We start from the raw sequence: 23,476 nt of genomic DNA on the forward strand, positions 1-23,476 counted from the left end.
CACCCTCCCTGTGGGCCGGGCCGACCAATTCGACAGCAGCCACCAGGTCTGGCGGACAGGGGGAACGCCCTTCACGGTCTAGGTCTCGCGACTCCGATTCTTGCACACGAGCATGCTGTTTGTGCGGGCCTATCCACGCGAGAGGCAGGAGATGGTGTTCGACCCCAACGATGCGCTCGCACTACCTCGTCGATCCGGTCGCCTGCACGACGGGCTCGGGCTGGGAGAAGGGGCAGGTCGAGAACCAGGTCGGGCTGGTGCGCGAGCGCTTCTTCACCCCGCGTGTCCGGGTAAAGAGCTACGAGGAGCTGAACGCGCTCCTGCTCGATCAGGTGTCTAGGGTGGCACGCACCGGCAGGTGGGATTGCTCAACCAGCCGGATGATCTCCAGCTTCTCGGGGGCCGGGTACCTCATGCCTCGTCGCCCCCAGCCCCGCTCATGCTTTTTTTTAAGCAGACGGTGCTCCAGGACGAGATCGGCTACGACCTCCTTCAAGCGCCCCCGCTTCGCGACGTAGATCCCGCACCTCGTCCGTGGTGGCCGCACGCGCCGTGTCTCCCGACAGGCGCGTCTTACCAGCCTCCAGGAACTCCTTGGACCAGCCGTAGTACGTCGAGGCGGCGATCCCCTCGCGCCGGCACAGTTCGGCGATGCTGTCCTCGCCGCGCAAGCCTTCCAGCACCACGCGGATCTTCTCCTCGGAGGAGAACTGCCGACGTGTGGCCCGACGGATGTCCTTGATCACCGCTTCTGCCGGCATCTTGGCCGGTCCGGATGTCTGCTTCATCTTCGCTCCTTAGGGGCTACGATGAATCAGCCATCCTCCGTTCGTGAAGACCCTCAATCTGTCCCACAGTTGCTGACGTCGGACACAAAGGTCGCCGATACGAACAGACGGTCGCGGCGAGCACGGCGCGGTCGTGGCTCAGGTCTGCGCGGCGGCGCGCACCTCCGCGTCGAGCGGGGTGTCCCGAAGAGCCGAGTCGTTGGCTGGATATGCCGCTATGGTCAAAGGCATCCCCAAGACTCCAATCAGAAACCTTGCCATGCTCGCTGTCGCGCGCCATGTACACGCCAACGTAGCCGACGCGGGTGCGACGCGGGCTACCGGACGTGACGACGCTGTAGCTAGGCGTTATCTGGCGGATTATCCCCCCCTCTCCGCCACTTGCCTGTTTGAGGCGGTTTCCCCCGGACTTTTAGCCATTGTGATCGCTCAACTTTTCCGGCTGAGGCGGTTGACACGGTTTCGCTTAATCCCCTCTGATACCCCCGCACCCGCTGGGGTGAATGCTGGGGGTTTGGCGGACATATAGCTCAGACGGTCAACAAGCTGAACACGCTGACGTCGGTCGCACGACCTCTCCGGGGAAGTACGGCGACGGGGATGGCCGGCCTGCCCCCATGTGGTGGCCCAGGTGCAATTTTAGGGGCAGGGTCTGCATCAATACAGTAACATAAGGGTCGATGATAAATGGATCGGCATTCTAGAGCGTAGAATGTTGGTATGTGAGGGCCGATTTGCCTTTGCGATGGGGCGCTGCCGATTTTTGTGCGATGTCGTGCCGATTCTGGTAACAGGTCACGCACAGGACTACCCTCGGACACGACCGATGGCCCTCGCCGTGCAGCCGCTCCGAATCGGATCTCGCGAAGCGGCAGGCGACGATGGCTTAGCGGCGGTGAATGAAGGCGTCATTCGAGGAGGGTTACGGCGATTTCCGAAGGTGCATGGTCGACCGTGCTGGGACTGGTGGCAGTCCTCGTGCTGGTGTTCGCCAACGGGTTCTTCGTTGCCGCTGAGTTCGCCCTCGTCTCCGTTCGCCGCTCTCGGGTCGCGGAACTCGTCAGCGAACGTCGCGCGCATGCCGGCGCGCTGCAACGGGCGACCGACCGGCTCGATGCCTATCTCGCCGCGACCCAGTTCGGCATCACGTTGTCGTCCCTCGCTTTGGGATGGGTCGGTGAACCGGCCCTTGCCCATCTCGTCGAGCCTGCGCTGACGTGGCTGCCGATCGGGCTCAGTTCGGTCGCCTCCCATACCGTCGCGGTCGTCGTCGCGTTTTCGATCATCACGTCCCTGCACATCGTGCTCGGCGAACTCGCCCCGAAGAGCCTCGCCCTCCAGCGCAGCGAGCGCACGGCGCTGGCCGTCGTCCGCCCCCTCAGCCTTTTCCTCCTCGTCTTCCGGCCTGCGATCCTCCTCCTCAACGCCCTCGGCAATGGGGTGCTGCGCCTCTGCGGCCTCCAACCGGGACATGGCGAGGGATCGCTTCATTCGACGGCCGAGCTCAACCTGCTGATCCAGGCGAGCCAGGAGGCGGGCCTCATCCGCGAGGTTCAGCAGGAGGCCGTCGAGCGCATCTTCGCCATTGGGGAGCGAAAGGTGCGGGACATCATGACCCCACGTCACGAGGTGTTCTGGGTCGATCTGGATGACCCGCGAGACGTGGTTCTCAAGGCGATCCGCGACTGCGACCACGCCCAGGTCGTCATCAGCCGCGGAGAGGTCGATGAACTCGTGGGGATCGTGCGTAAGCAGGACCTGCTCGACCAGGTTCTCGACGGCAAAGCCATCGACCTCGCCGTGGCCACGCAGCCGCCCATCGTCGTGCACGAAAGCATGACGATCCTGGCCGTCCTCGAGACCTTCCAGAGCCAGCCTATGCGCATGGCCGTGGTGGTGGACGAATACGGGACGTTGGAAGGGATCGTCACGCAGACGGATCTCCTGGAAGCGATTGCGGGCGACATCCCCGAGGTGGGCGAAGAGCCCGACGTCGTCGAACGCGCAGACGGTTCGCTTCTGATCGACGGCATGATGCCTGCCCGGCAGGCCTTCGAGCGCCTTGCACTCCCGGAGACGCCTGACAGCGACGATTTCACCACCCTGGCCGGCTACGTCATCTTCCAGCTCGGACGGATCCCCGGCGTCGGCGATGCCTTCGATGCAGGAGGATGGCGCTTCGAGGTGGTCGACATGGACGGGCGTCGCATCGACAAGGTCCTCGCCAGCCGGAGGCACTGACGACGTACGGCAAGCTCCTGACGCAGCGCGCTGGACCCGGCGTGGCATTCGCCGACAGCTAACGGACGCCGTCGTCGAAGGCCGCGGGCGAGGGCCAAGCGGGCGATGGCGAGCAACGGATCGAGATGGCCGGTGGAGGGTGTGGCGGCAAGAAGGGTCTCCTGCGATACCCGTTGCGACGAAGGAGACGTGATGGACGGCCGCACGCGCCGCGCTGACCTTGCGCTCGGCGGTGAATGACCAAATTCCATTCCGTTGCCATCGTCTGGGCCCTGCCGATGAGTGCAGCGTTTCATCGACGCGCGGGAGAGTTACGTCCGTAACTTCGATACGCCGGCCATCCCTCCCCATCGAATCCGCGAGCGGGCGACCGTCGCCGGTTCCTCGCGTGATGACCGTGTCTGGACCACGGTACCGGTCTCAACCCGATGGCCTTGACTGGATGGAGGCGAGAGGTCCCGAGCGCGGGCTCACGCGCGCCCGGGACGAGCCGGTTCAGTTCGGGATGAGTTCCCGAGCGGGACCGCCGGTCTCCTGGCCACGGGCCTGGGCATAGCCCGGCAGAGCGGGGTTCTTGGCATTTCCGCTGTCGGTGTCCGGCCCGCCGAGCCAGTACGCCGACGGCGCCGGCGCCGGGATCGAGCCGGTGATCGCCGGGCTTTCCGTCCGATGCGTGACGGTCCGGGCCTGGGAAGCTCCGGTCAGGGCTGCGAGCGTGCAGGCGGATGCGAAAACGACGGCCGAAACGGTCTTGATTATCGTCATGTCTGGTCTCCGGTGGTTCCTGCTCGATCTGATCTCGTCGAGCAGCGATGCCGGACAGACGACGTCTTCGGCTGCTTATTCCATGCCCTGTCGAAAAATTCCGTCATCATGATCGAGACCCTATCGCCCGAACGAATACTCGATGCCGCGTGCGAAATTTTTCGTGCGGACGCGGAATAATCACGATTTCGTAGCGTCCATGCCTCTGTAGCCGGCCCCGGAGCACGTTCGGTCCGGCGAGCGTACCGACGGGAGCCCCGCCCATGCCAGGAGACAGGAGATGATGGACATGATGCGCCTCATCGAGCCGCTGATCCCGGCCCTGCGCCGCTACGCGCACGCCCTCCTGCGCAATCCCACCGATGCCGACGATCTGGTGCAGGATTGCCTCGAGCGGGCCGTCGCCCGCTGGCACCAGCGCCAGGCCGACGGCGATGCGCGGACCTGGCTCTTCGCCATCCTCCACAATCTCGCCGTGACCCAGATGCGCCAGCGCGCCCGCCGCGGCGCCCACATGCCGATCGAGGACACGGCGGAGGCGAACCTCGCGGTGGCGCCGACGCAGGAGAGCGGCCTGCGCCACCGGGACCTGATGACGGCGCTGGACGCCCTGCCGGAAGAGCAGCGCAGCGTCCTGCTTCTCGTGACGGTGGAGGGTCTGTCCTACGCCGAAGCGGCGGAGGTCCTCGCCATCCCGACCGGAACCGTGATGTCACGCCTGTCCAGGGCCCGGGACCGGATGATCCAGCTCATGGACGGCGCCGAAGCCGCCACTCCTGTCAAACGCCCGCTCCTGCGGAGGGTGAAATGACCATGCGTCCGATCGGTGACGACGATCTCCAGGGCCTCGTGGACGAGCGGCTCGATACGGCGCGGAAGCGCGAGGTCGAGGCCTATCTCGATGCCCATCCCGAGGCGCGGGCGCGGGTCGAGCGCATGGTCACCCTGCGCGAGGAGATGCGGGCCGCCTTCGCGCCCATCGCCGCCGAGCCGGTTCCGGCCCGGCTCAACCTGCCGCGGATCGTCGAGGCGCGCCGCCGGCCGGCCCGGTCGGCTTTGCAGACTCTTCCGATCTGGCGGGCGATGGCGGCGGGGCTTCTGCTCCTCGTCGGAGGCGCCGGTGGCTGGGGCCTGCGCGAAGTGGTGTCGCCCGTGCCCACCGGGATCGAGGCGCTGGCTCAGTCCGCCAGCATGAACTACGCGGTCTACGCGCCCGACCACACCCGCCCCGTCGAACTCGCCGCCGCCGACCGGGACGAACTCGCCGGCTGGTTCTCCGCCCGGATGAAGCGGCCGGTGGCCGTGCCGGATCTGAGCGGCTCCGGCTACCGCCTCATGGGCGGACGTCTCGTCGCCACGCCGCAAGGACCCGCCGGGCTGCTGATGTACGACGATGGGCACGGTGCGCGCTTCGTCATGCTGATGCGGCCCATGAGCGTTCCCGGCGATGCGCCGATGCGCGCCCACACGACGGAGACGTCGAACGGCTACGCCTGGGCCCAGGACGGGCTGGGCTACAGCCTCGTGGGTGCGGCCGACCCCACGATCCTGCACCCGCTCGCCAACGAGATTCGCCGCGCCACCGCGAACGCCGTCTGAAGGCCCGACATGTCCCTCCTGAACGACCTGACCGGGGCCGATCCGGCCTTGAGCCCGCGTGCCGCTTGTCTCCGCCTCGCCGCCATCGGGGTGCTCGTCGCCGGCACGACGGGGGCCTTCGCCTATGCCGGCGGCTGGCTCTCTCCGGGAGACCTGACCCAGGCGCGGATCGTCGACCGCTTCGAGCAGGTGAATGGCCCCCATCCGGGCTTTCGGCGCAATCACGCCAAGGGGCTCTGCCTCGCCGGGCGCTTCGAGAGCAACGGCCGGGGCGCGCGCGTGTCGACGGCGTCGCTCTTCGCTGCGGGACGGGTCACGCCCGTCACCGGCCGCATCGCGCTGGCGGGCGGCCAGCCCTACGCGGCGGACGCGGCCACGACGGTGCGCAGCCTCGCCCTACGCTTCCACCTTCCCGACGGCGAGGAATGGCGCACCGGCAACAACGACATGCCGGTCTTCCCGGTCCGCACCCCGGAGGGGTTCTACGCGCAGCTTCTCGCCGCCAAGCCCGATCCGGCCACGGGCAAGCCCGATCCGGAGGCGCTCAAGGCGTTCTTCGCCGCGCATCCCGAGAGCGCGAAAGCGGCGGCCCTGATCAAGGCGCGAACCATCACCTCAGGCTTTGCCGACGACACCTTCCGGAGCCTGAACGCCTTCCGGTTCATCGCCGCGGACGGGACCCGGACGCCCGTACGCTGGGCGTTCGTGCCGGAGCGGGCCGCGACGGCGGAGAGCCCAGCCCAGAGGGCTCGCGCGGACAAGAACGGTCTGTTCGACGACTTCGACTCTGCCGTCCGCCGGGCGCCCGTGCGGTGGCATCTCGTCGTCACCCTGGGGCAGCCCGGCGACCCCACGGGCGATGCGACCCTGCCCTGGCCGGTCGAGCGGCAGAGCCTCGACGTCGGGACCGTGGTCGTCACGGACACGCAGCCGGAAGCGGATGGCAATTGCCGCGACGTCAATTTCGACCCCCTCGTCCTGCCCGCCGGCATCGTGGGATCGGACGATCCGCTGCTCAACGCCCGCTCGGCGGCCTATGCGCAATCCTTCACGCGCCGCGCCGGCGAACCGAAGGCGCCGAGCGCCGTCCAGAACACGCCTGCAACGGGAGCCGGATTGTGAGCCACACCGCACGCTTTAACCGGCCGGCCCGGCTGCTGCACTGGACCATGGCGGCCCTGATCCTTGCCATGCTGTTCATCGGCGTGGCGATGGTGACCTCGCTGGCGCATTACCACACCCTGGTCGCGCTGCACCGCCCGCTCGGGGTCGGCATCCTGGTTCTCGCGGTGGTGCGCCTGCTCAACCGCTGGCGCCATCCGCCGCCGGAACTGCCCTCGGACCTTCCGGGCTGGCAGCGGCGGGCGGCCCATGTCTCGCACGTCTTACTGTATGGGTTGATGCTCGCTCTACCGCTGGTCGGCTGGGCGATGCTGTCGGCGGCCGGCTATCCGATCGGGCTCGCCGAGTCCCTCGTCCTGCCGCCGATCCTGCCGCGCGATCCCAGCCTCTATGCGTGGCTCCGTCCGCTTCACACAATCCTGGCCTACACCCTGTTCGGTCTCATCCTCGCCCATCTCGGCGCGGCCCTGATGCATGGGCTGATCCGCCGGGATGGGGTCTTCTCCAGCATGGTCGCGCGCCCGACGGCGTCCCGGTCCCGATGACGTCGAGTCAGGCTACGAGGCGAGACACGATGGACGATCGCATGACGGGCAGGGTTCTCATCGCCGGTGGCGGCATCGCGGGCCTCGCCATGCGGCGGGCGCTGCGGCGGCGCGGGCTGCCGTCGCTGACCCTGGAGCGGCGTGGGGAGCCGGCGGATGCGGGCCTCGCCATCAACCTGCCGGGTAACGCGGTCCAGGCTCTCGGCCAACTCGGCCTGGGCGACGCCCTGCGCAGGGTCGGCTCGCCCGTTCACCGGCGCGAATACCGCACCGAGAGCGGGCGTCTCCTCTTCGCCGTCGACGAGACGGCGTTCTGGGGTGAGGAGGTACGGCCTCATTGTCTCCGTCGGGCCGACCTGCTGCGCCTTCTGACGCTCGACCTCGAGCCGGGCGACATCCGACAAGGATGCGAGGTCGCCGCCGTCAGGCAGGGGCCGCACGGCGTCACGGCCGAATGCCTGGACGGGAGTGCGGAGGCCGGGAGACTGCTCGTCGGCGCGGACGGAGTGCATTCGCGGGTGCGACGCAGCGTGTTCGGTGATCGTGCGCCCGACGCGGCGATGCTGGCCCCGGCGAGCTGGCGCTTCATGGCGCCGAATCCGGGCCTCGACGCCTGGACACTCTGGGCGGGATCGGACGGATTGTTCCTGCTCATCCCCGTCGACCGGGGCGAGGTTTATGGCTGGGTCTCCGTCGGCAAGGCTGCCGGACAGGGGCGGGACTTGGCCGCCTCGCGCGCTGCCTTCGCGTCGTTCCCGCGTCTCGTCCGCGACATCCTCGATTCGGTTCTCGCCCAGCCGGGCGCGCTCCATCACTCTCCCCTCGAAGAGGTGCGGATTCCGAGTTGGACCCGGGACCGGGTGGTGCTGGTCGGAGATGCCGCGCATGCGACCGCGCCGGTCTGGGCCCAGGGCGCCGCCCTCGCCCTGGAAGACGCGCTCGTGCTGAGCGCTCTGCTGGCGGAGCGAACCGATTGGGGCACGGTCGGCACGGACTACGACGCGCTGCGCCGGCCCCGCGTGACCCATGTCCAGGCCATGACGGATCGCCTGTCCCGCACCGCGGGGATGCCGGGCTGGGCCAGAAACCTCCTGCTTCCCGTGATCGGGCCGCGCAGCTACCGCGCCACGTACTCTCCGCTCCGCAAACCGGTCTCGGCTTGAGCCTGACTCCGGCGATCCAGCCAATCCTTAAGATCGCAGGGTCGTACCCCTCACCGTGGGAACCATGCGGACAAACCTGGACGGGCCCCGCCGGACAGACGAATCGGATTCCTCCATCACGATGACGAAAGCCGGATCCGCCCATCGACACACGTCCGCTTCGGCGGCGAGCGGGTCTCGTGGCTTGAGACCATGCCCGTCCCGGAGCGCCGCCATTGCGGCGTCGGCGGCCCTTTGTCCGCTGTCATAGGCCTCGTGGGCGGTCGTGAAGTCGAAGGGATGCGTCGCCTCGCCCGCGAATGGGTCGTGTCCCCGGCGGTGGTGTAGCTGGCGGGGGGCATCGGCGATTGCCGGGCGGGGTCGGGTTGCGACGACGGACCCCGAACCCGAGAGTCCCCCCGACAACGACGCGCGTCGGCGGAAGACCCTGCGTGGCCTCACGCCCTGCGACCATATCTTTCTGGCCGGAACGAAAGAGCCCGGACGCTTCAGGATCGACCCGTCGCACCACATCTTGGGGCTATCGTCTTAGAGCGCTCTCCGCCGAAGTGGATGCCGGTTCGGCGAAAAAGAGTGCGACACAACAAAGATCGAGAGGTGTGCCCCGACCCAACGTGGTCGGGCGCAGCTCTAGCGTGCCTGCATGCGCAGGGCGCCGTCGAGGCGGATGGTCTCACCGTTGAGCATCGGGTTCGCCACGATCGCCAGTACGAGCTGCGCATACTCGTCGGGACGCCCGAACCGGGATGGGAACGGGACGGCCGCGCCCAGACTGTCCTGTACCTCCCGGGGCAGCCCCTGGACCATCGGCGTCTCGAACATCCCCGGTGCGATGGCGCAGACCCTGATACCGAGGGGGGCGAGTTCGCGCGCCACCGGCAGGGTCAGGCCGACGATTCCGGCCTTGGATGCGGCATAGGCCGCCTGGCCGACCTGCCCCTCGTAGGCGGCGATGGAGGCCGTCGAGACGATCACGCCGCGTTCCCTGCCCTCCAGCGGATCGAGGCCTGCCGCGCCGGCCGCCACCAGCCGGATCATGTTGAACGTTCCGACCAGATTGATCTGGACGACCCGGGCGAAGGCGTCGAGCGACGCCGGCCCGTTACGGCCGACCACCTTGGCGGCCGGGCAGATGCCGGCGCAGTTGACCAGGATGCGGGCGGCACCGTGCTCGGCCGCGGCGCGGGCGATGGCCGCCTCGGCGCTTCCGGCATCGGCGACGTCGCAGGCCAGTGCGAGGCCGCCGATCTCGCGCGCCGTCGCGGCCGCCGCCTCGACGTTCAGGTCGAGGAGGGCGACCTTGGCGCCCGCTCCCGCCAATGCCCTGGCGGTGGCCGCGCCCAATCCCGAGGCGGCGCCCGTGACGACCGCCGCGATACCTTCACTCTTCACGAAATCCTCCGGGGTGCTGTGATCAGAGACGCTCGACCGCGAGGGCCGTGGCCTCGCCGCCGCCGATGCAGAGAGAAGCGATGCCGCGCCGGCCGCCGGTACGCGCCAGGGCGGCGAGCAACGTCACGACGATGCGTGCCCCGGACGCGCCGATGGGGTGGCCCAGCGCGCAGGCGCCGCCGTGGACGTTGACCTTGTCGTGCGGCAGGTCGAGGTCGCGCATCGCCGCCATGGCGACGACGGCGAAGGCCTCGTTGATCTCGAAGAGGTCCACGTCGCCCATGGCCCAGCCGATCTTCTCGGTCAGCTTGCCGATGGCGCCGATGGGGGCCGTGGAGAACCAGGCCGGGGCGGCGGCGTGGCTGGCATGGCCGCGGATGACCGCGAGCGGGGTGTGGCCGTCGCGCTCGGCCGCGGACATCCGCATCAGCACGAGCGCCGCCGCACCATCGGAGATCGACGAGGCGTTCGCCGCCGTCACGGTCCCGTCCGGGCGGAACGCCGGCTTCAGGGTCGGGATCTTGTCCGGCCGGGCCTTGCGCGGCCCCTCGTCCGAGCGCATCTCGGCGCCGACCGCAACGATCTCACCGTCTAAGGCGCCCACCGCCGCGGCGCGCTGGGCGCGGGCGAGGGATTCCAGGGCGTAGGCGTCCTGGGCGTCACGGGTGAACTGGTAATGCCGCGCGGTATCCTCCGCGAACGTGCCCATGAGGCGGCCGCGATCGTAGGCGTCCTCGAGGCCGTCGAGGAACATGTGGTCGAGGACGCGCCCGTGTCCGAGGCGCTGGCCCGCGCGCGCCTTGTCGAGGAGATAGGGCGCGTTCGACATCGACTCCATGCCGCCGGCGACGACGACCTCGGCCGAGCCCGCCGCGATCATGTCGTGGCCGACCATGATCGCCTTCATGCCGGAGCCGCAGACCTTGTTGAGGGTCGCGCAGGGCGTCGCGTCCGAGAGACCGGCTCCGAGGGCGGCCTGCCGTGCGGGCGCCTGCCCGAGGCCGGCGGGCAGGACACAGCCCATCACGACCTCCGAGACGTCTCCGCCGTCGAGGCCGGCGCGTCCCACCGCCGCGCGGATCGCGGCCGCACCGAGCTCCGTGGCGGCGAGCGTTTTCAATTCCCCCTGGAACGCGCCCATCGGGGTCCGGGCGGCGCTCGCGATGACGATCGGGTCTGCCTTCATCTGTGCGATCCTCTTGGCGATTTGGTTGTACGCCGGACTGGTCGAACGCGCGTGGTCCGGTCGGTCCGTCACGGTCGCGACGGTGCGTCCGGGTCAACGTCGTTTGTGGTCGCGGCCGATGGCATGGCAGCCTCGGCGATCTCCTGATGGCGCAGGATGAAGTCCTGCAGCCTGTCGTCGGGATTTTGGGGAGGGTTGTGGATGACGCGGGATCTCCCGGACGCGTGATTCGATGCTCTGCACGGCGGCATCGAATGGCGGCACATCCCCAAGGACCGGCCGCCGCGTCCGATCAGACCGGCTTCTCGGACAGGCTCGAAGGACGGCTGGACGCAGGGAGACCGGAGCCGCCCTGCAGCAGCGCGGCATGCGTTCGCCGCAACTCGTTCTTCTGGATCTTGCCGAGCGCGTTCCGGGGCAAGCTGTCCATCAGCACGACCGCTTTGGGGAGCTTGTAGCGCGCGAGCTCCCGAGAGAGCGCCTCGACGACCCCCGCCTGCGTCAGGGACTCGTCGCCCGGCCGCCGCTCGATGACGGCGACGACCCCCTCTCCGAAATCGGCATGCGGAAGGCCGATTACGGCGCAGTCGGCGACCCCGTCGAGGCGGGCAAGGACCGCCTCCACCTCCCCGGGATAGACGTTGTAACCGCCGGTGATGATGAGGTCCTTGTTCCTGCCGACGATCGTCAGGCGTCCGTCGGCCTCCATCTTGCCGAGATCGCCGGTCTTGAACGATCCGTCGGCGGTGAATTCGGCGGCCGTGACCTCGGGCAGGCGCCAATATCCGGCGAACACGTTCGGTCCCTGGAGCGCGATCTCTCCGATCTCGCCCCGCGGCCGTTCGCGGCCGGCCTCGTCGATCACCCGGACGGTCACGCCCGGCAGCGCGGAACCGACGGTCCCGGGGACGCGGTGTCCGTGCAGCGGGTTGGTGGTGATGACGATCGTCTCCGTCATCGCATACCGTTCGAGGATGTCGTGACCGGTCCTCGCCCGAAAGGCCTCGAAGGCGGGAACGGACAACGGCGCCGACCCGGAAACGAACAGTCTCACGGACTTGCACAGGGCCTCGTCGACACGGGCGTCGGCGACCATCCGCGCGTAGAAGGTCGGGACTCCCATGAACAGCGTCGAGCGCGGCAACCGGTCGACCACGGCGTCGATGGTGAATTTCGGCAGGAAATGCATCGCTGCGCCGGCCAGCAATGCGGTGTTCAGGGCGATGAACAGGCCGTGCGCGTGGAAGATCGGCAGCGCATGGAGCAGGACGTCCGCGTCGTCGATCTCCCAGGCGTCCTCGAGCGCTTTGGCCGTGAAGATCAGGTTGCCATGCGTGATCATGGCGCCCTTCGCGCGACCGGTCGTCCCTGACGTGTAGAGAAGCGCCGCGAGGTCGTCGGTCGCGCGTGGGACGGTGCCTTCCAGCGGTGCGAGCGCCCTTGCCCGCTCGATCAGGCTTCCGCGCCCGTCCGGCCCGAGCGTGAACGTCTCCGTGTGGGACGCTGCGAGCGGCGCGGGGACGGCCTCCGAGCCTCCGACGAAGGCCTTGGGCTCGGCATCGCCGAGAAAGTGCGCCAACTCGGCGTCGGTGTAGGCGGTGTTCAGGGGGACATAGACGAAGCCGGCCTTCAGACACGCGAGGTACAGGCACACCGCCTCCGGCGACTTCTCCACCTGAACAGCCACCCGGTCCCCGGGCTCCACGCCCGAATTGCGCAGGAGCGCCGCGATCCGGCCGGCGAGCACAGCGATGTCGCCGCGGGTCCATGCGGCATCGGTCTCCGTCGTCAGGACGACCGAAGCGTCCCGCTCGGGGGCTGCCGGCAGCAGGACATCGTACAGATTGTTACTCATGAGGCCTCGTCCCGCAGGTCGTTTTAGGAATCATCGTCGAGGAGACTGGCGATCGCGTCGTCCGGCGCGCCGGACGACGCGATCGCCGCACGTCTCAGCGCGTGAGGTTGACGGTGATGCTTTTCACCTGCGTGAAACTGTCGAGCATCGCCGAGAGGGAGAACTCGCGTCCGAGGCCACTCTGCTTGTAGCCGCCGTAGGAATGCCCCGGCAGCTGCCCGGTCCCCTGGTTGACCTGCACCCATCCGGCCTCGACGTCCCGGGCCGCCCGCAGGGCGCGGCCGATGTCGTGGGTCCAGATGTAGGCGGCCAGACCGTAATGGGAGTCGTTCGCCATCCGGATCACCGCCTCCTCGTCGTCCCACGGGATCGCGACCAGGACCGGCCCGAAGATCTCCTCACGGGCGAGGCGCCACTCGTTCTCGGCCTGGGCGAAGGCGGTCGGCCGCATGAAGTAGCCCTCGCTGAGCGGTCCATCCGTGTCGGGGAGGCCACCCATGACCAGCCGCGAGCCGGCCTGCTCGATCCCGTCCCGCACGTAGCCGCAGACCTTGGTGAACTGGCGCTCGTTGATGATCGCGCCGATATCCGTGGCCTCGTCCAGCGGATCGCCGATCCGAAGCTGGGAGGTCTTGGCGACGAGGCGTTCGAGGAAGCCGTCATAGATCTTGCGATGCAGGAACAGGCGCGATCCGGCGGTGCAGGACTGGCTCTGACGCGTGAAGCGCATCGCCGCGATGATGCCGTCGACCACCCAATCCTCGTCCGCGTCGGGATACACGATGGACGGGCTCTTGCCGCCGAGTTCGAGCGAGACGGGCAGGATCCGCTTGGCCGCCGCCTCCATGACGAGCTTGCCGACGCCGGTCGAGCCGGTGAACGAGAGCTTCGCCACCGACGGGTGATGAAGGAGCGGGGCACCGCATTCCGGCCCGGTTCCGCTCAGCATGTTCAAGACGCCCGGGGGCAGATGCTCCTGGCAGATCTCGGCGAGCATCAGCACGGCGAGCGGGGCGTCTTCCGCGGTCTTCATGACCATGGTGTTGCCGGCGCAGAGGGCCGGCGCGATCTTCACGCTCGCCAGCATGAGGGGGGCGTTCCAGGGAATGACCGCGGCGACGACCCCGAGCGGTTCGCGCTGGGTGAAGCTCAGGAGGTCGTGACCCAGCGGCAGGGTCTCGCCCTTCGTCTCGCCGGCGAGGCCGCCGAAATAGCGGAACATGGCCACGGCGATCTGGACCTCGGGCCTCGCCTGGGTCCGCAGGGCGTTGCCCGTTTCCTCGGCGATGGTCCGCGCGAGCTCCTCGGCCCGCCGGTCGATCGCGTCGGCAATGCGCAGGAGCATCAGGCCGCGATCGCGGGGTTGCGTCTTCTTCCAGGTCGAGAACGCCGTCAGCGCCGCGTCCACGGCGCGATCGACATCCGCCTCGCCTCCGCGCGGGACCTCCGCGATGGCCTGCCGGCGGCCGGGATTCTCGACACTGAGCGTTTCGCCGGAAGCCGCCCACACCCATTGGCCGCCGATCAGCATGGGCTGCCGGCGCAGGCCGGATCCGGCCATCGTGTTCTCTGCTTGGGTCATCGGGATCTCCATTGTCTCGAAGGGGTTGGCGTGGCTCATCGGATCCGTCGGCACGGTGTCTCACCGGGGTTCCGCTCGACGGGTCGGATGAAAGATTCAGCGCGGCGCGCCCGTGAGGCCGGGTCGCGCGGGCGCCGTCCGTGGTGCTCCGCTCACGGGAAACACGTGTTCGTCGCGAAGCCGTCGCGTTTTGTCTTGCGACCGATCAGGTCAGAATGTCCCGATCCTTGGTTTCGGGGACGAAGAGCAGACCGATCACGACGGTGACCAGTGAAACCACGATCGGATACCAGAGCCCGTAGTAGATGTCGCCGGTCTGAGCCACCATCGCGAAGGCGGTGGCCGGCAGGAGGCCGCCGAACCAGCCGTTCCCGATATGGTAGGGCAACGACATCGCGGTGTAGCGGATGCGGGTCGGGAACAGTTCGACCAGAGCCGCGGCGATCGGGCCATAGGCCATCGTGACGAAGATCGCGATGGCGAACAGGATGGCGATGACCGTGAGCTTCTGCCGCGAGAAGATGTCGATCGGGCTTTCCGCCTTGATCACGGTCGGGTTCGCCGCGGTCGAGGGATAGCCGGACGCGGCGAGTGCCGCCGAGACCGCCTTGGCGAAATTCGGATCGGCCACGGCGAAGTCTTGGCCGCTGACGGTGACCACGGTGGGCGTGCCGGCAGGCTGGCTCTCCGTGCGATAGCGCACGGCGGAGCGGGCCAGCAGCGCCTTGGCGACGTCGCATTCCCTGGTGAACTTGGCCGTGCCTACCGGATTGAACTGGAACGAGCACCCGGCAGGGTCCGTCTTGACCACCACCGGCACCGTGGCCTGCGCCCGATGGAGCGCCGGGTTGGCGTTGGCGGTGAGCTGCTCGAACAGCGGGAAGTAGCTGAGCGCCGCCAGCAGGCAGCCGCCGAGGATGACCGGCTTGCGGCCGATCCTGTCGGAGAGCGCCCCGAAGAACAGAAAGCCGCCGGTCACCGCGATCAGCGACCACGCGACCATCACGTTCGCCGTGAACTGATCGACCTTGAGGATACTCTGGAGGAAGAACAGGCAGTAGAACTGGCCCGTATACCACACCACGGCTTGGCCGGCGGTGAGGCCGAAAAGCGCGAGCAGCGCCCATTTGGCGTTGCGCCACTGGCCGAACGCCTCCGAGAGCGGCGCTTTCGAGCGGGTCCCCTCGTCCTTCATCTTCTGGAAGGCCGGGCTCTCGTTCATCTGCAGGCGGATCCAGACCGAGACTCCCAGGAGGACGATGGAGACGAGGAACGGGACGCGCCATCCCCAGACCTGGAAGGCGGTGACGGGATTCGTCGTGCCGTCGGCATTCGTCGCCGTGCCGCCCGGATAGACGCTGTTCACGTAGCTCTGGGTCGACAGGATGATGACCAGCGAGAGCAGCAGGCCCAGGGTCGCCGTCGCCTGAATGAACGAGGTGTAGAAGCCGCGCCGGCCGCGGGGGGCGTGCTCGGCCACGTAGACCGCCGCGCCGCCGTACTCACCGCCCAGCGCGAGCCCCTGGAGCATGCGCAGCGCCAGCAGCGTCACCGGCGCGGCCCAGCCGATGCCGTAGCCGTTCAGCGTATCGTAGGAGGGCAGCAGGCCGACGCAGAAGGTCGAGAGGCCCATGATTAGGATGGTGACGAGGAAGGTGTGCTTGCGACCGACCATGTCGCCGAGCCGCCCGAAAACCAGGGCGCCGAAGGGACGAACGATGAAACCCGCCGCGAAAGCGAGAAGTGCGAAGATGTTGCGGGTCGCTTCCGGATAGGCCGAGAAGAACTGCGCGCCAATGATCGTCGCGAGCGATCCGTACAGGAAAAAGTCGTACCATTCGAAGACGGTGCCGAGGGAGGAGGCGAGGATGACTTTCCTCTCGCCCGGACTCATCGGCGCCGCCGTCATGTCAGGTCCTGGTGCTGCGGCGGAGACTGGCATCTATCCCTCCCTGCTACCGGCGATGGGCTCGTGTTTCTGGAAAGATCGTCCGCTCCGGCGACCATCGGTGCCTGTGCGCGTCGCAGGGACGGTGCCCGACCCGGTCTGACCGGGCACGGCTCTAGGCCTTCGCGCCCTGGTCGGCCGACTTGAGCTCGGGAAAGTCGGACTGGCGGAAGATGGGTCCGCGCTCGGCTGCGTCCGGGCCGCCCTCGACTTCCACACGGCGGAGCTGGACGCGGCGGATCTTGCCCGAGATGGTCTTCGGCAGTTCGGTGACGAATTCCAGGGCGCGGAGGCGCTTGTAGGAAGCCAGCCGGTCGTTCGTGAGGCGGAAGATGTCGAGGGCAGTCTCCCGGTTCGGCGCGACGCCGGACCTCAGCGCGACATAGGCCTTGGGCACGGTGGAACGAACCGGGTCCGGGGCCGGGACCACCGCGGCCTCCGCCACGGCGTCGTGCTCGATGAGAACGCTCTCCAGCTCGAAGGGACTGATCCGGTAGCCCGACGATTTGAACACGTCGTCGGCGCGACCGACGAAGGTGAAGACCCCGTCCGAGTCCCGGAACGCGACGTCGCCGGTGCGATAGACGTCCCCTTCGATCAGCAGCGCGTTGCCGTCGGCGCTCTGATAGCCCTGCATCAGTCCGGCCGGCCTGTCGTCGCCGAGGACGAGGCAGACCTGGCCCTCCTGCGCGGGCTCGTCGTCGGGATCGAGCACCCGGACGCGATAGCCCGGCAGGGGCCGGCCCATGGCGCCGACCTTCATGACCTGTCCCGGGGTGTTCGCGACCTGGGCGGTCGTCTCCGTCTGCCCGTAACCGTCGCGGATCGTGATGCCCCAGGCCTTCCTGATCTGGTCGATCACCTCGGGATTGAGAGGCTCGCCCGCGGCGCAGACCTCCCGCAGCGCCAGGCCCCGCGCGGTGAGATCCTGCTGGATGATCATCCGCCAGACGGTCGGCGGCGCGCACAGAGTGGTAACCCGGCACCGGTCCATGACGTCGATGAGCGCACGGGCGTTGAAGGGCGTCTGATTGAAGACGAAGATCGTCGCGCCGGCGTTCCAGGGTGCGAAGAATGAACTCCAGGCGTGCTTGGCCCAGCCGGGCGACGACACATTGAGATGCACGTCGCCCGGTTGCAGCCCGAGCCAGTACATGGTCGAGAGGGCACCGACCGGGTAGCTCCTGTGGGTATGGCGGACGAGCTTCGGTTTGGCCGTTGTTCCCGACGTGAAGTAGAGGAGCAGCGGATCGTCGGGCAGGGTGGGTCCGTCGGGCGTGAACGCGGCGTCGTGGCCGAACGCCTCGTCGTAGGATCGCCAACCGGGCAGCCCGGCGCCGGTCACGATCCGCACGGTCGATTCGATAGCCGCCGCGTCGAACCGCTCCGCCTGCTCCGGTCCGGCCAGGATCGCCCGCGCCCGGCCGCGTTCGACCCGGTCGGCCAGTTCCTCGGAGGTCAGGAGCGTCGTGGCGGGAATGATGACGAGGCCGAGCTTGATCGCGGCCAGCATCGTCTCCCACAGCGCCTGGTCGTTGCCGAGGATGAGCAGAAGGGTGTCGCCGCGTTTCAGTCCGAGCGATCGCAGATAGTTCGCGACGCGGTTCGAGCGGTCGGACATCTGTGCGAAGCTGATCTTTGTCTCGGCGCCGGTGGCGCCATCGACGATCCAGAGCGCCGGTCGATCGCGGCGGACGGGATCGGCCGCGAGCTGCGCGTCGAACCAATCGAGGGCCCAATTGAAGGGAACGGGGTCCGGCCAGCGGAACCCGCCATACGCCGTCTCATAATCGGTTCGATGGTCTAAGAGAAAATCCCGAGCCTCCCGAAATGTCGGCATTGCCTTCCTCCCTCACTGCGTGGGTTCGTCTGTCTTCGGCGCGGATCTTCGTCCGCGTTTTGATCGAAGGACTCGACTGGTCTCGATTCGAATCTCCCCGCCGGGATGGCTTTCCCGGCGGGGCAGGGCTCAGCGATGCTTGAAATCGGCAGGTCGTTTCTCGACGAAGGCCGTCATGCCTTCCGTCTGGTCTTCGGTGGCGAAGGTGGCGTGGAAGACGCGCCGCTCGAAGCGAAGGCCCTCGGACAGGGTCGTCTCGTAGGCGCGGTTGACCGCCTCCTTGTTCATCATGGCGATCGGCAGCGACATGCCGGCGATGGCCTCGGCCACATTCATCGCCTCGTCGAGGAGCCGGTCGGCGGGGATCACCCGTGAAACCAGACCGGAACGCTCCGCCTCGGCCGCGTCCATCATCCGCCCGGTCAGGCACATCTCCATCGCCTTCGCCTTGCCGACGAGGCGGGTCAGGCGCTGGCTGCCGCCCATGCCCGGCATCACGCCGAGCTTGATCTCGGGCTGGCCGAACTGCGCCGTGTCGGCGGCCAGGATGAAGTCGCACATCATGGCGAGTTCGCAGCCGCCGCCGAGCGCGTAGCCGGCCACCGCCGCGATGATCGGCGTGCGGATCGCGGTGAATCGCTCCCAGTCCCCGAAATGGTCGCTGGCGTACATCTGCGTGTAGGTGGCGGCCTGCATCTCCTTGATGTCCGCCCCGGCCGCGAAGGCCTTGGCCGAGCCGGTCAGGACGATGCAGCCGATCTCCGGATCCGCGTCGGCCCGCGTCGCGGCGGCGATCAGTTCGGCGGTCAGCCGGGCGTTGATGGCGTTCAGCGCCTTCGGCCGGTTGAGGGTGATCAGGAGCACCCGCCCCCTCGTCTCCGCCAGGATCGTTTCGTAGGTCATCAGGCCGCATCTCCCGAATCGGCGCCGCGCAGCATCCGGATGATGCCCGAGAAATCCTCGCCGCCGTGACCGAGGGCCTCGTACAGGGCGTAGAGCTGGGCCGCCTCGGCGCCGAGCGGCGTCGCGGCACCCGCCGCCGCCGCCGCCGCCTGCGCGAGGCGCAGGTCCTTGAGCATCAGGCCCGCGGCGAAGCCCGGACGGTAACCGCTGTTCGCGGGCGAGGTCGGCACCGGGCCGGGGACCGGACAATAGGTGGTCAGCGACCAGCACTGGCCCGACGAGACCGACGCGACGTCGAACAGGGCCTGGCGCGAGAGCCCGAGCTTCTCGCCGAGGGCGAAGGCCTCGCACACGCCGATCATCGAGATACCGAGGATCATGTTGTTGCAGATCTTGGCGGCCTGTCCCGCACCGGCCTCGCCGCAATGGAACACCGCCTTGCCCATCTGCCGCAGGAGTGGCTCGGCCCGGGCGAAGGCCTCCTTTGAACCGCCGGCCATGAAGGTCAGGGTCCCCGCCTTGGCGCCGCCGGTGCCGCCCGAGACCGGCGCGTCGATGGCGGCACATCCACGCTCTCCGGCGCAGGCATGGGCCCGGCGGGCGCTCTCCACGTCGATGGTCGAGGAATCGATGAGAAGCGTCCCGGGCGGGACGGATCCGGAAATCTCGTCCCAGACCTGGACCACGTGTCGGCCGGCGGGCAGCATGGTCACGACGGAATCGGCCCCCTGCACCGCCTCCGCGGCGGAACCCATCACCGCGACGCCGGCCGCCTCGGCGGCCGCGAGCGATGCCGGGGCGAGGTCGAACCCCTGCACCCGGTGCCCCGCCCGCGCGAGATTGGCCGCCATCGGGCCGCCCATGTTGCCGAGTCCGATGAAGCCGATGGTCTGTGGCATCTGATCCTCCCATGTCTTCGGCGAGGTTGCCCCGCTCGATCTTGCGTTCCCCGCTCCCCGCCCGCCTCCCTGGGAGGTTCGGGGAAGAACAGTCTTCAGCCTTGCCGTGTCCGCGACCCGCCAAGGCTCGGGTCGTTCGGGAAGACGGGTGCCGCGCGCGGCTCCAGCCAGCCGGCGATCCGGGCGGGATCGACCTCGGCCAGGGTCGCGGGCGACCAGCGCGGGCGACGATCCTTGTCGATGACCGCGGCGCGGATGCCCTCCCGAAAATCGCCCTCGGCGAGCATGGCGAGCGAGGCGTGGAACTCGCGCTCCAGGCACGCTTCGAGGTCGGGGCCGCTGCGGCCGCGCCGCAGCAGGTCCAGGGTCAGGACGAGGCTCGCCGGCGCTTTCTCGGCGAGCGTCGCCCGGGTGGCCGTGGCGAAATCCGATGGGTCGGCTTCGAGCGCGGACAGGATCCCGGTCATCGCGTCGAAGGCGAAGCAGCGGTCGATGACCGCGCGCTGCGCCTCCAGGCCCGACGGGCCGGGCTCCGCGGCGAGCGCCCGGATGGCGGCGGCGACATCCTCGTCGGTGGCGCCTTCGCGGAGGCCGGACAGGGCCTCGACCAGCGCCGGCAGCGCGGAGACGGGCACCAGCGCATCGGCAAACCCGGCATAGATCGCATCGGCCGCCGCCATCGGCGCACCGGTGAGACCCAGGTAGGTGCCGGTCTCGCCGGGCGCCCGGGGCAGCAGCCAGGTGGCGCCGACATCCGGCAGGTAACCGATGCCGGTCTCCGGCATCGCCACCCGCGAGCGCTCGGTGACGACGCGGTGCCGGGCATGGGCCGAGAGCCCGACGCCCCCGCCCATGGTGATCCCGTCCATGATCGCCACCACGGGTTTCCCGAACCGGGCGATGCGGGCGTCGAGCCGATACTCGTCCCGCCAGAAGCCTTCGGCGAAGGCGGTCCCCTCACTCAGGTAGAGGGAGCGCACGTCGCCACCGGCGCAGAAGCCACGCTCGCCCTCGCCGGTGAGCAGCACGCAGGCGACGCCCGGATCCGCGGCGAATGCGTCGAGGGCCGCATCGATCTGCCCGACCATGCCGTGGGTCAGCGCGTTCAGGGCCTTCGGCCGGTTGAGCCGGATACGGCCGAGCCGACCCGCGCGCTCGACGATGATCTCGTCCATCAGCGGCTCCCGATGAGGGTGCGCGCCACGATCAGACGCATGATCTCGTTGGTGCCTTCCAGGATCTGGTGCACCCGCAGGTCGCGGACGATCTTCTCGATGCCGTATTCGGCCAGGTAGCCGTAGCCGCCGTGGAGTTGCAGGGCGTCGTTGGCGACGTCGAAGGCGGTATCGGTCACGTGGCGCTTGGCCATGGCGCAGAGCCGGGTCGCCTCGGGAGCCTTCGCGTCGAGCGCGGCGGCCGCGTGGCGCAGGAAGGCCCGGGAGACCTCGAGGCCGGTCGCCATGTCGGCGAGGCGGAACTGGAGCGCCTGGAAGTCGGTGAGCACCCGGCCGAAGGCCCGCCGTTCGGCCATGTAGGCGAGGGTGCGGTCGAGGGCGCCCTGCGCTCCCCCCAGGGAACAGGCGGCGATGTTCAGCCGCCCGCCGTCGAGGCCGGCCATGGCCATGCGAAAGCCCTGGCCCTCGGCACCGAGGCGGTGGTCGACCGGAACACGGACATCGTCGAACCGCACCGCCCGGGTCGGCTGGGCGTTCCAGCCCATCTTGCGCTCGTTGGCTCCGAACGAGAGGCCGGGCGTGTCCTTCTCGACGACGATCGCGGAGATGCCGTCCGCGCCCGGGCCGCCGGTTCGGGCCAGCACGATGTAGAGGTCGCTCACCCCCGCACCCGAGATGAACTGCTTCTCGCCGTTGAGGACGTAGTGATCGCCGTCGCGCTCCGCACGGGTGCGCAGGGAAGCGGCGTCCGAGCCCGAGGCGGCCTCGGTGAGGCAGTAGCTGGCGATCGTGTCCATGCCCGTGAGCGCCGGCACCCAGCGGGCCCGCTGGTCCGCATCGCCGTAGGTGTCGACCATCCAGGCGCACATGTTGTGGATCGACAGGAAGGCCGCGACCGTCGGGCAGCCCTTGGCGAGGGCCTCGAAGATCAGGACGGCATCGGCGCGCCCCAGCCCCGACCCGCCATGCTCGGTGTCCACGTAGATGCCGGCCATGCCGAGGGCGGCGGCCGCCCGAAGGGTTTCGACGGGGAAATGTTTGGCCTCGTCCCACGCGAGAGCATGGGGGGCGATATGCTCTGCGGAGAACCCCTCCGCCATCTCGCGGATCGCGATCTGATCCTCAGTGAGAGCGAAACTCATCGCGACAGCCTCGACCGCGGCGTTCCACCGGTCGCCAGCGCCTCACCGCCTCTTGGATGATCGGCCGCCCTGCGCCAATGCGCGGGAGCGATGGTTCCGGCGCGGCGCACGCTTCCACTCGGGAAGCCACACGCGTCTATACAATACCCAGTGCTGCGCATTCGCGCCCGCCTCCAGCAGAATCCTCCCGTCCCGAAGCGCACGTTGGCACCGCGAGTTGGATCTGATCGTACCCTCGAACCTGATCGAGAAAAGGCACATCCATTCACATCATCTGTGCAATAATGCACACCCCCGTGCGTTCGGGACCATCGTGGGGAGTGAGTGGATGAGTGGAAACTGGGACGATTTTCGGTTCTTCCTGGCCGTCGCACGCGCGGGCACCCTGACGGCGGCGGCCCAGCAAACCCGTACCGAGCACACGACGGTGTCCCGACGGATCCATGCCCTGGAGCGGACTCTCAAGCGGACACTGTTCCACCGAAGCCATCTCGGCTACGCGCTCACCGAAGCGGGAGAGAAGCTGCTCGCCACGGCCGAAGCGATGGAGGGGGCTTACCTCGGAACACGCGTGGCGGAGGACGGGGCGACCCCGATCGCGGGTACGGTCCGCATCGGTGCACCGGACGGTCTCGGCAGCGTGTTCCTGGCGCCCCGCCTGCATCTGCTCGCCCATCACCACCCCGACATCGAAGTCGAGATCCTCGCAACGTCGCGCCTTTTCAGTCTCTCGCGCCGCGAGGCCGATATTGCCATCAGCGTCTCGAGTCCGGAGCAGCCGCGGCTGGTCTCGCGCAGGCTGACCGACTACAAGCTGTTCGTCTACGCATCGAAAGACTATCTGGCAAAAACTGGGGGCATATCGAGCGAAGACGTGATGCGATCCCATCCCTTCGTAGGCTACATTGAGGATATGCTGTTCGCGAAGGAGCTGAATTATCTGCAGGAAGTCGGGGCAGACCTGACCTGCCGGTTCAGGAGCACCAATCTGCTCGCCCAGCTCTACGCGACCCTGTCCGGGGCCGGGCTCTGCGTGCTGCCGAACTTCATCGCATCCCTGCACCCGAACCTGGTTCCGATCCTGCCGGACAAGGTGCATTTGAGGCGGTCGTTTTACATGCTGATCCACGAAGACAACCGCAAGGCGCCCCATATCCGGGAAGTCGCATCGTTCATCGTTCGCAACGTAGAAGCCAACAAGTCCTTGTTCATGTCGACTTGACCGGTGTTCTGGACCGAGCCGGGTGAGAGGCCACTGCATGGCCGCCGCGGCCGGAACCGCGACGACGGTGACCCTCCGGGTCGGATGTCGGTACAGCCTCGTCGGGCCG

At 68.4% G+C, this 23,476-nt stretch carries 18 protein-coding genes and 4 pseudogenes; 9 read left to right on the forward strand and 13 right to left on the reverse strand.

Annotated features, from left to right (window positions below; all coding sequences use genetic code 11):
- Positions 1-350 (forward strand): annotated as a pseudogene (locus MKK51_RS18100) (IS21 family transposase); the annotation flags it as partial.
- Here the strand turns inward: MKK51_RS18100 and MKK51_RS18105 are convergent.
- Positions 335-788 (reverse strand): annotated as a pseudogene (locus MKK51_RS18105) (transposase); the annotation flags it as partial. The pseudogenes MKK51_RS18100 and MKK51_RS18105 sit on opposite strands and share 16 nt — an antisense overlap.
- Positions 789-1,772: 984 nt before the next feature.
- On the opposite strand from MKK51_RS18105, the gene MKK51_RS18110 reads away from it, so the two are divergent.
- Entirely contained in the window at positions 1,773-3,029 is a 1,257-nt protein-coding gene (locus MKK51_RS18110) for a hemolysin family protein (RefSeq protein ID WP_243979588.1), read from the forward strand.
- 495 nt (positions 3,030-3,524) lie between these two features.
- Here the strand turns inward: MKK51_RS18110 and MKK51_RS18115 are convergent, their stop codons facing one another.
- Positions 3,525-3,794 (reverse strand): hypothetical protein, encoded by a 270-nt coding sequence (locus MKK51_RS18115; protein WP_279601207.1) that lies wholly within the window; start codon positions 3,792-3,794, stop codon positions 3,525-3,527.
- A 280-nt stretch (positions 3,795-4,074) separates the two neighbouring features.
- Here MKK51_RS18115 and MKK51_RS18120 point away from each other — a divergent pair, with 280 nt between their 5' ends.
- The 5 genes from MKK51_RS18120 to MKK51_RS18140 are packed head-to-tail and all read left to right on the forward strand — an operon-like array spanning position 4,075 to position 8,223.
- Positions 4,075-4,605, forward strand: coding sequence for a sigma-70 family RNA polymerase sigma factor (locus MKK51_RS18120; RefSeq protein ID WP_243979324.1), 531 nt, complete (start codon positions 4,075-4,077; stop codon positions 4,603-4,605).
- Positions 4,602-5,393, forward strand: a complete 792-nt coding sequence (locus MKK51_RS18125; RefSeq protein ID WP_243979326.1) for an anti-sigma factor family protein — start codon at positions 4,602-4,604, stop codon at positions 5,391-5,393. The genes MKK51_RS18120 and MKK51_RS18125 overlap by 4 nt, the downstream gene beginning before the upstream one ends.
- Positions 5,394-5,402: 9 nt before the next feature.
- Positions 5,403-6,515 carry a catalase family peroxidase gene (locus MKK51_RS18130; protein WP_243979328.1) on the forward strand — a complete coding sequence of 371 codons (1,113 nt, stop codon included), beginning with the start codon at positions 5,403-5,405 and terminating at the stop codon, positions 6,513-6,515.
- Positions 6,512-7,060, forward strand: a complete 549-nt coding sequence (locus MKK51_RS18135) for a cytochrome b (protein ID WP_243979329.1) — start codon at positions 6,512-6,514, stop codon at positions 7,058-7,060. The genes MKK51_RS18130 and MKK51_RS18135 overlap by 4 nt, the downstream gene beginning before the upstream one ends.
- Before the next feature lie 29 nt (positions 7,061-7,089).
- Positions 7,090-8,223, forward strand: coding sequence for an FAD-dependent monooxygenase (locus MKK51_RS18140; protein WP_243979331.1), 1,134 nt, complete (start codon positions 7,090-7,092; stop codon positions 8,221-8,223).
- 201 nt (positions 8,224-8,424) lie between these two features.
- Here MKK51_RS18140 and MKK51_RS18145 read toward each other — a convergent pair.
- A pseudogene (locus MKK51_RS18145) lies at positions 8,425-8,523 on the reverse strand (amine oxidase); the annotation flags it as partial.
- Positions 8,524-8,626: 103 nt separating this feature from the next.
- Between MKK51_RS18145 and MKK51_RS18150 the strand changes: the two are divergent.
- Positions 8,627-8,755: pseudogene (locus MKK51_RS18150) on the forward strand (IS481 family transposase); the annotation flags it as partial.
- Positions 8,756-8,853: 98 nt separating this feature from the next.
- Here MKK51_RS18150 and MKK51_RS18155 read toward each other — a convergent pair.
- The 10 genes from MKK51_RS18155 to MKK51_RS18200 form a co-directional block, all read right to left on the reverse strand.
- Positions 8,854-9,615 (reverse strand): SDR family NAD(P)-dependent oxidoreductase, encoded by a 762-nt coding sequence (locus tag MKK51_RS18155; RefSeq protein WP_243979333.1) that lies wholly within the window; start codon positions 9,613-9,615, stop codon positions 8,854-8,856.
- A 22-nt stretch (positions 9,616-9,637) separates the two neighbouring features.
- The gene (locus MKK51_RS18160) at positions 9,638-10,801 is read right to left on the reverse strand and encodes an acetyl-CoA C-acyltransferase (protein WP_243979335.1); all 1,164 of its coding nucleotides are present in this window, start codon (positions 10,799-10,801) and stop codon (positions 9,638-9,640) included.
- Between the two features lie 292 nt (positions 10,802-11,093).
- Entirely contained in the window at positions 11,094-12,656 is a 1,563-nt protein-coding gene (locus MKK51_RS18165; RefSeq protein WP_243979337.1) for an AMP-binding protein, read from the reverse strand.
- Positions 12,657-12,750: 94 nt separating this feature from the next.
- Positions 12,751-14,238, reverse strand: a complete 1,488-nt coding sequence (locus MKK51_RS18170; protein ID WP_243979339.1) for an aldehyde dehydrogenase family protein — start codon at positions 14,236-14,238, stop codon at positions 12,751-12,753.
- A 205-nt stretch (positions 14,239-14,443) separates the two neighbouring features.
- The gene (locus MKK51_RS18175) at positions 14,444-16,132 is read right to left on the reverse strand and encodes an MFS transporter (protein WP_243979590.1); all 1,689 of its coding nucleotides are present in this window, start codon (positions 16,130-16,132) and stop codon (positions 14,444-14,446) included.
- 169 nt (positions 16,133-16,301) lie between these two features.
- Positions 16,302-18,026 carry an AMP-binding protein gene (locus tag MKK51_RS18180; protein WP_243979341.1) on the reverse strand — a complete coding sequence of 575 codons (1,725 nt, stop codon included), beginning with the start codon at positions 18,024-18,026 and terminating at the stop codon, positions 16,302-16,304.
- Between the two features lie 129 nt (positions 18,027-18,155).
- The gene (locus tag MKK51_RS18185) at positions 18,156-18,929 is read right to left on the reverse strand and encodes an enoyl-CoA hydratase (RefSeq protein ID WP_243979343.1); all 774 of its coding nucleotides are present in this window, start codon (positions 18,927-18,929) and stop codon (positions 18,156-18,158) included.
- Positions 18,929-19,828 (reverse strand): 3-hydroxyisobutyrate dehydrogenase, encoded by a 900-nt coding sequence (gene mmsB / locus MKK51_RS18190; protein WP_243979352.1) that lies wholly within the window; start codon positions 19,826-19,828, stop codon positions 18,929-18,931. Before mmsB ends, MKK51_RS18185 begins: the two co-directional genes overlap by 1 nt.
- A 95-nt stretch (positions 19,829-19,923) precedes the next feature.
- Positions 19,924-21,003: an enoyl-CoA hydratase/isomerase family protein gene (locus MKK51_RS18195; RefSeq protein WP_243979354.1), complete on the reverse strand. Its 1,080-nt coding sequence runs from the start codon at positions 21,001-21,003 to the stop codon at positions 19,924-19,926.
- Positions 21,003-22,145, reverse strand: coding sequence for an acyl-CoA dehydrogenase family protein (locus MKK51_RS18200; RefSeq protein WP_243979356.1), 1,143 nt, complete (start codon positions 22,143-22,145; stop codon positions 21,003-21,005). Before MKK51_RS18200 ends, MKK51_RS18195 begins: the two co-directional genes overlap by 1 nt.
- A gap of 328 nt (positions 22,146-22,473) precedes the next feature.
- On the opposite strand from MKK51_RS18200, the gene MKK51_RS18205 reads away from it, so the two are divergent.
- Complete coding sequence (locus tag MKK51_RS18205) at positions 22,474-23,367, forward strand: LysR family transcriptional regulator (RefSeq protein ID WP_243979358.1); 894 nt, start codon at positions 22,474-22,476, stop codon at positions 23,365-23,367.
- Positions 23,368-23,476: the final 109 nt, after the last annotated feature.

Source organism: Methylobacterium sp. E-045 (genome assembly GCF_022829685.1).
GTDB lineage: Bacteria > Pseudomonadota > Alphaproteobacteria > Rhizobiales > Beijerinckiaceae > Methylobacterium.

Excerpts from the sequence above, each read along its gene's own strand:
- MKK51_RS18175 (WP_243979590.1), bottom strand. The coding sequence starts at position 16,132 with ATGAGTCCGGGCGAGAGGAAAGTCATCCTCGCCTCCTCCCTCGGCACC.
- MKK51_RS18115 (WP_279601207.1), bottom strand. The coding sequence starts at position 3,794 with ATGACGATAATCAAGACCGTTTCGGCCGTCGTTTTCGCATCCGCCTGC.
- MKK51_RS18205 (WP_243979358.1), top strand. The coding sequence starts at position 22,474 with ATGAGTGGAAACTGGGACGATTTTCGGTTCTTCCTGGCCGTCGCACGC.
- MKK51_RS18125 (WP_243979326.1), top strand. The coding sequence starts at position 4,602 with ATGACCATGCGTCCGATCGGTGACGACGATCTCCAGGGCCTCGTGGAC.
- MKK51_RS18165 (WP_243979337.1), bottom strand. The coding sequence starts at position 12,656 with ATGAGTAACAATCTGTACGATGTCCTGCTGCCGGCAGCCCCCGAGCGG.
- MKK51_RS18195 (WP_243979354.1), bottom strand. The coding sequence starts at position 21,003 with ATGGACGAGATCATCGTCGAGCGCGCGGGTCGGCTCGGCCGTATCCGG.
- MKK51_RS18120 (WP_243979324.1), top strand. The coding sequence starts at position 4,075 with ATGATGGACATGATGCGCCTCATCGAGCCGCTGATCCCGGCCCTGCGC.
- MKK51_RS18200 (WP_243979356.1), bottom strand. The coding sequence starts at position 22,145 with ATGAGTTTCGCTCTCACTGAGGATCAGATCGCGATCCGCGAGATGGCG.
- MKK51_RS18140 (WP_243979331.1), top strand. The coding sequence starts at position 7,090 with ATGGACGATCGCATGACGGGCAGGGTTCTCATCGCCGGTGGCGGCATC.
- MKK51_RS18130 (WP_243979328.1), top strand. The coding sequence starts at position 5,403 with ATGTCCCTCCTGAACGACCTGACCGGGGCCGATCCGGCCTTGAGCCCG.
- MKK51_RS18160 (WP_243979335.1), bottom strand. The coding sequence starts at position 10,801 with ATGAAGGCAGACCCGATCGTCATCGCGAGCGCCGCCCGGACCCCGATG.
- mmsB (WP_243979352.1), bottom strand. The coding sequence starts at position 19,828 with ATGCCACAGACCATCGGCTTCATCGGACTCGGCAACATGGGCGGCCCG.
- MKK51_RS18180 (WP_243979341.1), bottom strand. The coding sequence starts at position 18,026 with ATGCCGACATTTCGGGAGGCTCGGGATTTTCTCTTAGACCATCGAACC.
- MKK51_RS18170 (WP_243979339.1), bottom strand. The coding sequence starts at position 14,238 with ATGACCCAAGCAGAGAACACGATGGCCGGATCCGGCCTGCGCCGGCAG.
- MKK51_RS18185 (WP_243979343.1), bottom strand. The coding sequence starts at position 18,929 with ATGACCTACGAAACGATCCTGGCGGAGACGAGGGGGCGGGTGCTCCTG.